Consider the following 13,166-nt stretch of genomic DNA (forward strand, 5'->3'; position numbering starts at 1 on the left):
ACAGACCGGCAAGTGAAATAGCCTTCGGGCATAAAAGAAGGGAACGACACGCCATGCTATTACCTTGGCTAATATTTATCCCCTTTATCGGCGGGCTGCTGTGCTGGCAGACTGAACGCTTTGGGAGCAAAGTACCGCGCTGGATCGCGTTAATTGCGATGGGGCTGACGCTGGCTCTTTCCGTGCAATTGTGGTTGCAGGGAGGATATTCATTAACGACGCCTGCGGGTATTCCACAGTGGCAATCCGAGTTTTCGGTACCGTGGATCCCTCGTTTTGGCATCAGCTTCCATCTGGCGCTGGACGGTTTGTCCCTGCTGATGGTGGTGCTGACCGGTCTGCTGGGTGTTCTGGCGATCCTCTGTTCGTGGCGTGAAATCCAGAAGTATCAGGGTTTCTTCCACCTGAACTTACTGTGGATCCTCGGCGGCGTTATCGGCGTGTTCCTCGCCATCGACATGTTCCTGTTCTTCTTCTTCTGGGAAATGATGCTGGTGCCGATGTACTTCCTGATTGCCTTGTGGGGTCACAAAGCGTCAGACGGTAAAACGCGTATCAGCGCAGCGACCAAATTCTTCATCTATACGCAGTCCAGTGGTCTGGTGATGTTGATTGCCATCCTCGGTCTGGTGTTTGTGCATTACAACGCCACCGGTGTGTGGACATTCAACTACGCTGACCTGCTGAAAACGCCAATGTCGCACGGTGTTGAATATCTGCTGATGCTGGGCTTCTTCATCGCCTTTGCGGTGAAAATGCCGGTTGTGCCACTGCACGGCTGGTTGCCGGATGCACACAGTCAGGCACCGACCGCAGGTTCCGTCGACTTAGCCGGTATCTTGCTGAAAACCGCGGCTTACGGGATGTTGCGTTTCTGTCTGCCGCTGTTCCCGGAAGCGTCACACCAGTTCGCTCCGATTGCGATGTGGCTGGGGGTGATTGGTATCTTCTACGGCGCGTGGATGGCCTTCTGCCAGACCGACATCAAACGACTGATTGCTTACACCTCGGTGTCGCACATGGGCTTCGTCCTGATTGCCATCTACACCGGCAGCCAGCTGGCGTACCAGGGTGCGGTGATCCAGATGATTGCGCACGGTCTGTCTGCGGCCGGTATGTTCATCATTTGTGGTCAGTTGTACGAACGTCTGCATACCCGCGATATGCGCCAGATGGGCGGATTGTGGGGACGGATTAAATACCTGCCAGCGTTGTCCCTGTTCTTTGCGGTGGCGACCTTAGGGATGCCAGGTACCGGTAACTTCGTGGGTGAATTCATGATCTTGTTTGGCAGCTTCCCGGTTGTGCCGGTGATCACTGTCATCTCGACCTTCGGCCTGGTGTTCGCTTCGGTGTACTCCCTGGTGATGATGCAGCGCGCGTATTACGGCAAAGCAAAATCAGACCAGCCGCTGCAAGGCATGACCTCACGTGAACTGTCGATCATCCTGTTGCTGGTGGTATTACTGGTGGCGCTGGGCGTGTTCCCGCAGCCAATTCTGGATACTTCGGGTGCAGCGATGAGCAACATTCAGCACTGGTTCGGGTCTTCAGTTTCCACTATTTCAACGACAAGGCCGTAACTCGCCATGACATTTACACTTCAAAATCTGATCGCACTATTACCGCTGATGATCGTCGGATTGACGGTGGTGGTGGTGATGCTGTCCATTGCGTGGCGACGCGACCATTTTCTCAATGCCACACTGACAGTCATCGGGCTGAACGTTGCCTTACTTTCCCTTTACTACGTCGGGCAGGTCGGCCCGCAGGATGTCACGCCGCTGCTGCGTGTTGACGGCTACTCGATGTTCTACATCGGGCTGGTGTTGCTGGCGAGTCTGGCTACCAGCACCTTTGCCTATCCGTGGCTGGCCGGTTATCCGGACAACCGCGAAGAGTTCTACCTGTTGGTACTCATCGCGGCCATGGGCGGCATTCTGCTGGCATGCTCTAACCATCTGGCTTCCATGTTCCTGGGGATCGAACTGATTTCGCTGCCTTTGTTCGGCCTGATTGGTTACGCCTACCGTCAGAAACGCTCGCTGGAAGCCAGTATCAAATACATGCTGCTGTCTGCCGCTGCGTCCTCCTTCCTGCTGTTCGGTATGGCGTTGCTGTACGCACAGTCTGGTGATCTGTCCTTCGCGTCACTGGGCAAAAATCTGGGCGATGGCGTGATCCTGCACCAGCCGCTGCTGATGGCCGGTCTGGGCATGATGATTGTCGGTCTGGGCTTTAAACTGTCACTGGTTCCGTTCCATCTGTGGACGCCAGATGTGTATCAGGGCGCGCCGGCACCGGTATCGACTTTCCTGGCGACCGCCAGCAAAATCGCTATCTTTGCTGTGGTCATGCGTTTGTTCCTGTATGCGCCGGTGGCTGACAGCGAATCGATCCGCATCGTACTGGGCATTATTGCCTTCTGTTCGATTCTGGTCGGTAACCTGATGGCGATCAGCCAGAGCAACATCAAACGTCTGCTTGGTTATTCTTCTATCGCCCACCTCGGTTATCTGCTGGTGGCACTGATTGCGGTGCAAACCCATCAGCTGTCGATGGAAACCGTGGGTGTGTATCTGGCGGGTTATCTGTTCAGCAGCCTCGGCGCGTTCGGTGTGGTCAGCCTGATGTCCAGCCCGTACAAAGGCCCGGACGCAGAATCACTGTTCTCCTACCGTGGCCTGTTCTGGCATAAGCCAATCCTGTCTGCGGTAATGACCGTGATGATGCTGTCACTGGCCGGTATCCCGATGACGCTTGGCTTTATCGGTAAGTTCTACGTGATTGCTACCGGTGTGACCGCGCATCTGTGGTGGCTGACCGGTGCTGTGGTTGTCGGTTCTGCGATTGGTCTCTACTACTATCTGCGTGTTACCGTGAGCCTGTATCTGAGCGCACCGGAAACGCTGGTTCGTGATACGCCAAACAACTGGGCGCTCACGGCGGGTGGTGTGGTGGTACTGATTTCCGCGATTCTGGTGCTGTTGCTGGGTATCTTCCCGCAACCGCTGATTTCGCTGGTGCAGATGGCACAACCTCTGCTCTGATAAAGACAGTCAGATCTGACGAAGCCGCTCGTATGAGCGGCTTTTTTCATCACATTGCTTAATAAATGTGATTCACATCACGTTTATATGTACGTTCAGCAAAATATTACATTGGTTTTGTGATCTCTCCCATTCCATTATTCCTGCCAATGCGTACACTGCGCGCTTGTTCCGATTCGTACAGGTTTACACCATGAATGTTTTAGTGATGATCGCCATCACCACCGGCATCCTCTCCGGTATCTGGGGTTGGGTGGCTATCAGCTTTGGCCTGATTAGCTGGGCCGGTTTCCTCGGATGCACGGCCTATTTCGCCTGTCCGCAGGGCGGATTACGCGGATTGCTGATCAGCACGCTGACCTGCCTCAGCGGCGTATTCTGGGCGGTTGTGATCATCGCGGGCAGTGCCATGCGCCCCGAGTGGAGCATTCTGGGCTATCTGCTGACGGGTGTGGTGGCCTTCCTGATGTGTATTCAGGCGCGCCAGCAATGGCTGGCTTTTGTGCCGGGCACCTTTATCGGCGCGTGTGCCACCTTTGCCGCGCAGGGCGACTGGCGTCAGGTGGTGGTGTCCTTGCTGGTCGGACTGGTCTTCGGTTACGCGATGAAAAACAGCGGATTATGGCTGGCGAAACAGCGTGAAAAGCAGCAACGCGACGCTAAAAAAGCCGCCGTGTTTAGCGACATCAAAGGGTCAGAAGGTTCTTAAAACCCCGAGTTTTCGGCAGTTTAGCGAGATCAGTCAGGCAATTGATCCCGATATGCGCTAGGGTTAAAGGCAGTCTTAGCTTTTCCCAGAACACATCATAAGGAGATAACCATGGCTGACCAATTTGAGACACAGCAGAATTCGTTGGATGACGATTTACGCATGTTGACTGAAACGCTGGAAGAAGTGCTGAAATCCTCCGGCGATAAAGCGGATGAGAAATACATCCAGATTAAAGCGCGTGCTGAAAATGCACTGAAAGACATCAAATCACGTATTGATCCGGCCGCGCGTTCTTACTGCAAAAAAGCCCGTCAGGTAGCGGAAAGAACGGACGACTATGTGCATGAAAACCCATGGCATGGCGTCGGTGTCGGTGCTGCCGTCGGTCTGGTTGTCGGTCTGCTTCTGCGCCGCTAACCTGCCTGAACAGGGGCGGCACCTGCTGCTCCTGTTATTCCTGAGTTTGCTTACTCCTTTCTCCCCTCCTATACTCCTTCTTAGCTAACGGCACTCACTTCAGCTTGATCTGTCGCATATTTTCATTTTTCGTATCGCCGCATAATTCATCCGTAATTGATCCAACCCGTTTTTTGATCCAGAAGGGTATTTCTACCCGTCACTAAACATCCGGTATGGCCCGAGGTAGCGGTGAAACAAATATCAGCAATCATTGAGCAGCTTGATACCACGCTGGCAGGCGAATGGCCTGATACTGCGGGGATCCGGCAGTTCAGTTATTCCCTGCAAAAACAGCCTGACCCCGGCCTGCTGGAATGGCTGGCTGCGCAACCCTGCTACCCGAAATTCTACTGGCAACAACGTGACGGAAAAGAAGAGGCGGCTGTCTGCGGTGATGCCTACGCCTTTGGTGATACCGCTCAGGCACAGGCGTTTATCCGTCAGTATCCTGAGGTTCCCGATTTACATATCTGGGGGCTGAATGCCTTTAATGGCGCGGAAGGTTCCAATTTCGCCGCTAACGCACTTTTCCTTCCCCGCATCGAACTTTGCCGCCAGGCCAATACTTACTGGCTGCGCTGTACGCTTTTCAGTCCGCATTCTTTACGTGATGAAGCCCGCCGCACGCGCTTATTCCTGCATTCTCTGGTCGCCAGTCGCGCGTTGCCGCCGATCGCCTCCCGCGTATTGCAGCATCAGCATTTACCGGCGGAGCCGCAGTGGAATCAGCTGATTGACCGGGCGCTCACCGGCATCGAACAGCATCAGTTCGACAAAGTGGTGCTGGCGCGGAAAACCACCTTAACGCTCAGCCAGCCGCTGAATGCCTGCGCCTTTCTCGCCGCCAGCCGCGATGTCAATCATCACTGTTATCACTTCATGCTGGCGTTTACGCCACAACGCGCTTTTCTGGGTTCCAGCCCGGAGCGTCTGTTTCTGCGCGATCACGGCGAACTCTATACCGAAGCGCTGGCGGGCACCGTCGCCAATCATCCCGATGATCACGAAGCGCAGAAACTGGGGGCGTGGCTGCTCGGCGACGGTAAAAACCAGCGCGAAAATTTACTGGTGGTCGACGATATCTGTCAGCGTTTGCAGGGCGGGGCGCACTCGCTGGATGTGACGCCTGCCGAGATTTTACGTCTGCGCAAGGTGCAGCATTTACGCCGCAATATTCACGGCGAACTGGCTGAACCTGATGACGCCGGTTGCCTGCAACGTCTGCAACCGACGGCGGCGGTTGCCGGATTGCCGCGACAGGCGGCGCGTGAATTTATCGCCGAATTCGAACCTTTTGATCGCGAATGGTATGCCGGTTCCGCCGGGTATCTCAGTGCCGAACAAAGTGAATTCACCGTTGCGCTGCGTTCTGCGGCGGTGAAAGGACATCATCTTGAACTCTACGCTGGCGCGGGGATTGTCGCCGGTTCTGACGCTGCACAGGAATGGCAGGAAATCGAAAACAAAGCCGCCGGTTTGCGTACTTTGTTGGAAGAGCACTACACGCCTGCCGTTCAGGCCGGATAACCCTTTGCCGGAGTGAGTTGAACATGTCTGTTGCCGTCTTTAACCGCCGCTGGGCGACGCTTATCCTCGAAGCGTTAACCCGCCATCAGGTGCAGCACGTTTGCATCGCGCCCGGTTCCCGCTCCACGCCGCTGACTCTCGCCGCTGCCGCGCATCCGCACCTTATTTGTCACACCCATTTTGATGAACGTGGTCTTGGCCATCTGGCGCTCGGGCTGGCAAAAGCCAGCGGACAACGCGTGGCGATCATCGTTACGTCCGGCACGGCAGTGGCAAATCTGTATCCGGCACTGATCGAAGCCGGGTTGACCGGCGAAAAGCTGGTGTTGCTGACGGCTGACCGCCCGCCGGAACTGATCGACTGCGGCGCCAATCAGGCGATCCGCCAGACGGGTATGTTTGCCAGCCACCCGGTTCAGTCGCTGGATTTACCCCGTCCGACGCCGGAAATCAGCGCGCGCTGGCTGGTCTCGGCGCTGGATAACACGCTGGCGCAACAAACGCACGGGGCGGTGCATATCAACTGTCCGTTCGCCGAACCGCTGTATGGCGAAGATAATGGCGAGCATCAGGACTGGCTGCAGGCGCTGGGCGACTGGTGGCAGGGGCATCTGCCGTGGCTGAATTACTCTCAGGTTCTGCCTGTGACCGCGCAGCCGGACTGGTTTTCATGGCGTCAAAAGCGCGGCGTGATCATCGCGGGGCGGATTTCAGCACAGGAGAGCGAATTCGTCGCTCATTGGGCAGAACAACTGGGCTGGCCGCTGATCAGTGATGTTCAGGCGTCCACCGGCAATCCGCTGCCTTGTGCCGATTTATGGCTGGCGTCGCCGCAGGCGCAGACAGTGCTGGCGCGCACGCAGCTGGTGATCCAGTTCGGCGCAGGGCTGACCGGTAAGCGTCTGCTGCAATGGCAGGCGGCGTGTGAACCCGAAGAATACTGGCTGATTGATCCGCTGCCAGGCCGTCAGGATCCGGCGCAGCATCGCGGTCGCCGTATCCAGGCGGACGTTGCCGGCTGGTTGCAGTCGCATCCGGCACAACCGCAGCCTGACTGGGCGGAAGCCCTTGACCATTGCGCACAGCGCGCGCTGTATGCGGTGGAAACCCGTCTCGAAGGCGTATTTGGTGAAGCCACCGCCGCGTGGCAGCTTCCGGCGTTATTACCCGAGCACGGTCAGTTATTCCTCGGCAACAGCCTGATTGTTCGTCTGGTGGATGCCTTTGCCCGGTTGCCCGCCGGTTACCCGGTGTTCGCCAATCGTGGCGCGAGCGGTATCGATGGTCTGCTGTCGACCGCCGCCGGTGTGCAGCGCGCAACCTGCAAACCGACGCTGGTGCTGCTGGGCGATATCTCCGCGCTCTATGATCTCAATGCGCTGGCGCTGATGCGTCAGTGCTCAGCGCCAACTGTCATTATTATCGTCAACAATAACGGCGGGCAGATTTTCTCCCTGCTGCCGACGCCGGAAGCGGAACGCCAGCGGTTTTACTGCATGCCGCAGAACGTCAGTTTCAGTCATGCGGCGGCGATGTTTGGCCTCGACTATGCCTGCCCGACCTCCATGCCCGCGCTGCATCAGGCGGTCAGTCAGTGCTGGCAGCATGGCGGCGTGAAACTGATTGAGCTGAAAGTCAGCGAGACGGAAGGGGCGGAATGCCTGCGCGCGCTGGTGCAGGAGATGAACGCATCATGACGCTGGCCTGCCAGACACTCAACGCCGGGGTGAAGCACCGCCCGTGGCTGGTGTTTCTGCACGGTCTGCTGGGCAGCGCGGAAGACTGGCAACCGCTGCTTTCCGCCCTGACAGACTGGCCCTGTTTGTTTGTGGATTTGCCGGGGCATGGCCGCTCAGCGTCGTTAACCGCTGCCGGATTTGCGGATGTCAGCCAGCTGTTAACCGACACCTTGCGCGAAAAAAACATTACCACCTACTGGCTGATCGGCTATTCGCTGGGCGGGCGCATCAGTCTGTATCACGCCTGTCAGGGCGACCGCAGCGGTTTGCAGGGCGTACTGGTCGAAGGCGCGCATCCGGGGCTGACCTGTCAGGCGGAACGCGCGCAGCGCCGCCATCATGATCAGCAATGGGCGACCCGTTTTTTGCAATTGCCGTGGCAACAGGCGCTGGATAACTGGTATCGCCAGCCGGTGTTTTCCAGCCTGACCGACAGCCAGCGTCAGCAACTGATCGCCCTGCGTGCGGACAATAATCCCCGCACCGTGGCGGCGATGCTGGCGGCCACGTCGCTGGCGGTACAACCGGATTTGCGCGGGGATTTGCAGCAGTTGTCCCTGCCGGTGGTCTGGTTGTGCGGCAGTCAGGATGCCAAATTTATTCATCTCGCGCAGCAGTCAGGTTTTGCGCTGCGCACTATCGCCAATGCCGGGCATAACGCCCACCGCGACAATCCGGCGGAATTTACCCGTCAGGCGCTGGCATGTATTTCTTCACCTGTCTTAAAGGACGTTGCACATGATTTATCCTGATGAAAAACAACTGTATGCACCTGTCGAATGGCGTGATTGCACGGGTGAGTTTGAAGATATCCGTTACCACAAATCCACGGACGGTATCGCGAAAATCACCATCAACCGCCCGCAGGTTCGCAATGCGTTTCGTCCGCTGACGGTTAAGGAAATGATCCGCGCGCTTGACGACGCCCGTAACGACGAAGGGATTGGTGTGATCGTGCTGACCGGTGAAGGCGAAAAAGCCTTCTGTGCCGGTGGCGACCAGAAAGTGCGTGGCGATTACGGCGGCTATCAGGATGCCAGCGGCGTACATCATCTGAATGTGCTGGATTTCCAGCGCCAGATCCGCACCTGCCCGAAACCGGTGGTGGCGATGGTGGCCGGGTATTCCATCGGCGGCGGCCACGTTCTGCACATGATGTGCGATCTGACCATTGCGGCGGATAACGCCATCTTCGGCCAGACCGGCCCGAAAGTCGGCTCCTTCGACGGCGGCTGGGGCGCATCCTATATGGCGCGCATCGTCGGTCAGAAAAAAGCGCGCGAAATCTGGTTCCTCTGCCGTCAGTACGATGCCAAAGCCGCACTCGACATGGGGCTGGTCAACACCGTGGTGCCGCTGGCGGATCTGGAAAAAGAAACCGTGCGCTGGTGCCGTGAAATGCTGGAAAACAGCCCGATGGCGCTGCGTTGTCTGAAAGCCGCACTGAACGCCGACTGCGACGGTCAGGCCGGGCTGCAGGAGCTGGCGGGGAATGCCACCATGTTGTTCTACATGACCGATGAAGGTCAGGAAGGCCGCAACGCGTTTAATGAAAAACGCCAGCCGGACTTCAGCAAATTTAAGCGTAATCCCTGATGCGCCGCGCCACGGTGTACCGGTACAGCGTGCCGATGGAGGCTGGCGTGGTGCTGCGCAATCAGCGCCTGAAAACCCGCGACGGTTTTTTAGTGTCACTGTGGCAGGACGACAAAACCGGCTGGGGCGAAGTGGCGCCGCTGCCGGGGTTTAGTCAGGAAGATGTGCCTCAGGCGCAGGACGCGGTGCAGCACGGTTTGAGCCAGTGGGTGCAGGGCGCCTCGCTGGCTGCCGTGGCCTCGGCCTTCAGCGCGTTGCCCTCCGTGGCGTTCGGGCTGAGTTGTGCGGATGCCGAACTGCGCGGTGAACTGCCCCACGTGCTGAGTACGCGCTGTGCGCCGTTGTGTCATGGCGATCCGAATGAGCTTTATGCCCGCCTCGGCGCGCTGCCGGGCGATTTTCGCGGGCGAAAAGTGGCGAAGGTGAAAGTGGGGTTGTACGAATCCGTCGGCGACGGGCTGAATGTCAGCATGTTGCTGGAAGCCTTGCCGGAACTGCATTTACGTCTCGACGCCAACCGCAGCTGGACGCCGGTCAAAGCCGAAGGTTTCGCCCGCCACGTTGCCCCTGAACTGCGTTCGCGCATCAGCTTTATCGAAGAACCCTGTCTGACCCGCGAACAGTCGCGCGATTTTGCCCGTCAGACTGGCATCGCGATTGCCTGGGATGAAAGTGTGCGCGAAGCCGGTTTTACCGTACAGGCTGAGCCGGGACTGGCGGCGATCATCATCAAACCGACGCTGACCGGCAGCCTGATGCGTTGTCGTCAGCTGATCGCGCAGGCGCATGCCGCCGGGCTGGAAGCGGTGATCAGCTCCTCCATTGAATCAAGCCTCGGGCTGACGCAACTGGCGCGTATCGCGCAGTGGCTGACGCCGGATGCCATTCCTGGGCTGGATACGCTGGATCTTATGCAGGCGCAGCTTATCCGCCGCTGGCCGGGGTCGGAATTACCGCTGACTGACGTGTCTGAACTGGAGGTTGTGTGGCAGAGCAAATGATCAGCGACTGGCCGTGGCGTGAACGGGCACATTTGTCGCCTTTTGCCGTGGCGCTGAAAGCCGGAGATATCACCTGGTGCTGGCGTGATTTACAGCATCGCGTGGATTCGCTGGCGGCCGGATTTATTTCGCAGGGCGTGGGCGAAGGCACCGGCGTGGTGTTGCGCAGCAAAAACACACTGGATGCATTACTCAGTTATCTGGCGTTGCTGCAAACCGGCGCACGCCTGTTGCCGCTCAATCCGCAACTGCCACAGGCATTGTGCGCAGAACTGCTTTCACAGCTTGATATCGCTTTTGTGCTGGATCTGACGGAACCGGCTCTGCCGCTGAATATTCCCGCGTTAACGATGCAAAATGCCTGCTGGCTCAGTTGTGCCGGATGGCAGCCACAGCGTATCGCCACGCTGACCCTGACGTCCGGCTCCAGCGGTCTGCCGAAAGCCGCCGCGCATACCCTGGCCGCGCACCTTGCCAGCGCCGCCGGTGTGCTGGATCTGATCCCGTTCACCCGTCGCGACAGCTGGCTGCTCTCGCTGCCGCTGTTCCATGTGTCCGGGCAGGGCATCCTCTGGCGCTGGCTGACGGCAGGGGCCACGCTGGTGCTGGCGGAAGGGCAACCGCTGGAGACGGCGCTGGCAGAATGCAGCCATGCGTCGCTGGTGCCGACGCAGCTCTGGCGTTTGCTGCAAAGCGGCGCCGTGCCTGAAAAGTTGCAGGACGTGTTACTTGGCGGGGCGCAAATCCCGCCGGAGCTGACAGAGCAGGCTGAGCGGGCAGGGATCCGTTGCTGGTGCGGATACGGGCTGACGGAAACCGCCTCGACCGTAACAGCAAAACGGGCTGATGGCAGTGCCGGTGTCGGAAAGGCGCTGACCGGCAAAGAAGTCAGGATTGTCGATCAGGAGATCCAGATCCGCGCTGACAGTCTGGCGAGCGGTTACTGGAAAAACGGTCGGCTGTCGCCGGTCGCTGATGCTGATGGCTGGTTACATACCCGTGACCGTGGTTTGTGGGCGGACGATGAGTTGCTGGTTTCGGGACGTCTGGATAATCTGTTTTTCAGCGGCGGGGAAGGGATCCAGCCGGAAGATATCGAGAAAGTGCTGGTCCGCCATCCGCTGATTTCACAGGCATTTGTCGTGCCTGTGAATGATCCGCAATTTGGTCAGCGTCCGGTCGCGGTGCTCGAGGCACAGGCCGGATTGTTGTACGAGGAACTCAATCTCTGGCTGAGTGATAAGATCCCGCGCTTTCAGTTGCCGGTAGCCTATCATCCGCTGCCGGGAAAACTGGCGCAGGGAGGGATTAAAATCTCGCGTGTCAGCGTCCGGAAATGGATAGAGAGGCTTTCGTAAAACAAGCCGTTGAAACAAACAAAAAGGGCCGCACATCGCGGCCCTGATCATTTCTGAAAAAAAATCAGTCTTTCAGTGCTTTCTCGACACCGGCACCGTAGGCCGGATCCACTTTATAAAACAGCGCCAGCTGGCGTGTCTGTGTTTCCTGCGAGGCATGTTTCAGTTCGCCGGCGATACGGGCAAACATACGCTGATGTTCTTCTGCCGACAGCAAATTGAACAGCAATCCCGGCTGAGTGAAGTAATCCTCATCCTCGCGATGATTCCAGTGATCGGCGGCACCTTCAATGCTCAGTGGCGGTTCGCTGAAATCCGGTTGCTCCTGGAACAGACCGGCGCTGTTTGGCTCGTAGGTCACGCCGTTGCCGCTGTTACCGTCCACCCGCATTGCGCCGTCACGGTGATAGTTATGGAACGGGCATTTCGGCGCGTTCACCGGGATCTGATGATGGTTCACACCCAGACGGTAGCGGTGCGCATCGCCGTAGGAGAACAGACGCCCCTGTAGCATGCGGTCCGGAGAGAAGCCGATGCCCGGCACCACGTTGGCCGGGCTCATGGCGACCTGTTCCACTTCGGCAAAGTAGTTTTCCGGATTGCGGTTCAGTTCGAATTCACCCACTTCAATCAGCGGGTAATCCGCATGCAGCCAGACTTTGGTCAGGTCAAACGGGTTGTACGGCAGTTTTGAGGCGTCGGCTTCCGGCATGATCTGCACGAAAAGTTTCCAGCGCGGGAAATCGCCGCGTTCAATGGCATCGTACAAATCACGCTGCGAACTTTCGCGGTCGGTGCCGATCAGTTTTTCTGCTTCGTCATCCATCAGGTTTTCAATACCCTGCTGGCAGCGGAAGTGGAATTTCACCCAGAAACGTTCGTTTTCTGCATTGATAAAGCTGAAGGTATGGCTGCCGAAACCGTGGATATGACGGTAAGACGTTGGCAGACCGCGGTCACTGACGTCGATGGTCAGCTGATGCAGGGCTTCCGGCAGGTGGGAGAAGAAATCCCATTTGTAGGCCGGATTACGCAAGTTAGTGCGCGGGTCGCGTTTTACCACATGGTTCAGGTCCGGGAATTTCAGCGGATCACGCAGATAAAACACCGGCGTATTATTCCCGACTAAATCCCAGTTACCTTCTTCGGTATAAAACTTCATTGAGAAGCCGCGAATATCACGTTCCGCATCCGCCGCGCCGCGCTCGCCCGCGACGGTAGAGAAACGAACAAACATGTCAGTTTGCTTGCCGATTTCGGCGAAAATCTTCGCGCGGGTGTAGGCGGTAATATCATGGGTGACGGTGAAAGTACCGTGAGCGCCGGAACCTTTGGCGTGCATACGGCGTTCAGGGATCACTTCCCGGTCAAAATGCGCTAATTTTTCAAGAAACCAGACATCCTGCAAAAGCAGCGGTCCACGGCGTCCCGCAGTTATCACATTATTATTATCGACAACCGGTGCGCCGGCTGCGGTGGTTAAACCTTTCTTGGTCATAACAAATTCCTTCCAGTGAAAACGGGTGTAGGTATAAAGAGAGACTCTGAGGGGTTTTTTAGCCTTCCCTGTTTGCGGGGTGTGTCCCTAAGCCAAATTAACTCTACCCATTAGAAATAAACCATATGTTGATCAGGGGCAAATAGGTGGGAGTTATCATTTCGATGGGAATACTTCATTTCATCAATGAAATCGATGTTTCTTACAATTTTCACTGCTCAGATGA

11 protein-coding genes are annotated in these 13,166 nt (G+C 57.2%); 10 read left to right on the top strand and 1 reads right to left on the bottom strand.

Translation table 11 applies throughout. The annotated features are described in order from the left end of the window. Positions 1–53 precede the first annotated feature (53 nt). From nuoM to menE, 10 genes are all read left to right on the top strand, one after another. On the top strand, positions 54–1,583 hold the full coding sequence (nuoM, locus tag EYY67_RS04700; RefSeq protein ID WP_095922834.1) for an NADH-quinone oxidoreductase subunit M: 1,530 nt from the start codon (positions 54–56) through the stop codon (positions 1,581–1,583). 6 nt (positions 1,584–1,589) lie between these two features. Beyond that, positions 1,590–3,050 carry an NADH-quinone oxidoreductase subunit NuoN gene (nuoN, locus tag EYY67_RS04705; protein ID WP_095922833.1) on the top strand — a complete coding sequence of 487 codons (1,461 nt, stop codon included), beginning with the start codon at positions 1,590–1,592 and terminating at the stop codon, positions 3,048–3,050. 193 nt (positions 3,051–3,243) lie between these two features. Then, positions 3,244–3,759 (top strand): DUF1097 domain-containing protein, encoded by a 516-nt coding sequence (locus EYY67_RS04710; RefSeq protein ID WP_095922832.1) that lies wholly within the window; start codon positions 3,244–3,246, stop codon positions 3,757–3,759. Positions 3,760–3,870: 111 nt separating this feature from the next. Next, positions 3,871–4,179, top strand: a complete 309-nt coding sequence (gene elaB, locus EYY67_RS04715) for a stress response protein ElaB (RefSeq protein ID WP_095922831.1) — start codon at positions 3,871–3,873, stop codon at positions 4,177–4,179. A 231-nt stretch (positions 4,180–4,410) separates the two neighbouring features. Then, the gene (gene menF, locus EYY67_RS04720) at positions 4,411–5,748 is read left to right on the top strand and encodes an isochorismate synthase MenF (RefSeq protein ID WP_131692956.1); all 1,338 of its coding nucleotides are present in this window, start codon (positions 4,411–4,413) and stop codon (positions 5,746–5,748) included. 23 nt (positions 5,749–5,771) lie between these two features. Beyond that, positions 5,772–7,445 (top strand): 2-succinyl-5-enolpyruvyl-6-hydroxy-3-cyclohexene-1-carboxylic-acid synthase, encoded by a 1,674-nt coding sequence (gene menD / locus EYY67_RS04725; RefSeq protein ID WP_131692957.1) that lies wholly within the window; start codon positions 5,772–5,774, stop codon positions 7,443–7,445. After that, positions 7,439–8,239 (top strand): 2-succinyl-6-hydroxy-2,4-cyclohexadiene-1-carboxylate synthase, encoded by an 801-nt coding sequence (gene menH, locus EYY67_RS04730; RefSeq protein WP_408637236.1) that lies wholly within the window; start codon positions 7,439–7,441, stop codon positions 8,237–8,239. The genes menD and menH overlap by 7 nt, the downstream gene beginning before the upstream one ends. Then, a complete protein-coding gene (gene menB / locus EYY67_RS04735; RefSeq protein ID WP_095922827.1) occupies positions 8,226–9,083 on the top strand; it encodes a 1,4-dihydroxy-2-naphthoyl-CoA synthase in 858 nt (285 codons plus the stop codon). The genes menH and menB overlap by 14 nt, the downstream gene beginning before the upstream one ends. Then, entirely contained in the window at positions 9,083–10,084 is a 1,002-nt protein-coding gene (gene menC / locus EYY67_RS04740; RefSeq protein WP_131692958.1) for an o-succinylbenzoate synthase, read from the top strand. Before menB ends, menC begins: the two co-directional genes overlap by 1 nt. Continuing rightward, complete coding sequence (gene menE, locus EYY67_RS04745) at positions 10,069–11,442, top strand: o-succinylbenzoate--CoA ligase (protein ID WP_131692959.1); 1,374 nt, start codon at positions 10,069–10,071, stop codon at positions 11,440–11,442. The genes menC and menE overlap by 16 nt, the downstream gene beginning before the upstream one ends. A 64-nt stretch (positions 11,443–11,506) precedes the next feature. Here menE and EYY67_RS04750 read toward each other — a convergent pair whose 3' ends face one another. After that, positions 11,507–12,940 carry a catalase gene (locus tag EYY67_RS04750; RefSeq protein ID WP_119822567.1) on the bottom strand — a complete coding sequence of 478 codons (1,434 nt, stop codon included), beginning with the start codon at positions 12,938–12,940 and terminating at the stop codon, positions 11,507–11,509. Positions 12,941–13,166: the final 226 nt, after the last annotated feature.

The sequence above is a fragment of the Rahnella victoriana genome (genome assembly GCF_004330295.1).
GTDB classification, from domain to species: domain Bacteria; phylum Pseudomonadota; class Gammaproteobacteria; order Enterobacterales; family Enterobacteriaceae; genus Rahnella; species Rahnella victoriana.

Excerpts from the sequence above, each read along its gene's own strand:
- nuoM (WP_095922834.1), top strand. The coding sequence starts at position 54 with ATGCTATTACCTTGGCTAATATTTATCCCCTTTATCGGCGGGCTGCTG.
- nuoN (WP_095922833.1), top strand. The coding sequence starts at position 1,590 with ATGACATTTACACTTCAAAATCTGATCGCACTATTACCGCTGATGATC.
- EYY67_RS04710 (WP_095922832.1), top strand. The coding sequence starts at position 3,244 with ATGAATGTTTTAGTGATGATCGCCATCACCACCGGCATCCTCTCCGGT.
- elaB (WP_095922831.1), top strand. The coding sequence starts at position 3,871 with ATGGCTGACCAATTTGAGACACAGCAGAATTCGTTGGATGACGATTTA.
- menD (WP_131692957.1), top strand. The coding sequence starts at position 5,772 with ATGTCTGTTGCCGTCTTTAACCGCCGCTGGGCGACGCTTATCCTCGAA.
- menB (WP_095922827.1), top strand. The coding sequence starts at position 8,226 with ATGATTTATCCTGATGAAAAACAACTGTATGCACCTGTCGAATGGCGT.
- menC (WP_131692958.1), top strand. The coding sequence starts at position 9,083 with ATGCGCCGCGCCACGGTGTACCGGTACAGCGTGCCGATGGAGGCTGGC.
- EYY67_RS04750 (WP_119822567.1), bottom strand. The coding sequence starts at position 12,940 with ATGACCAAGAAAGGTTTAACCACCGCAGCCGGCGCACCGGTTGTCGAT.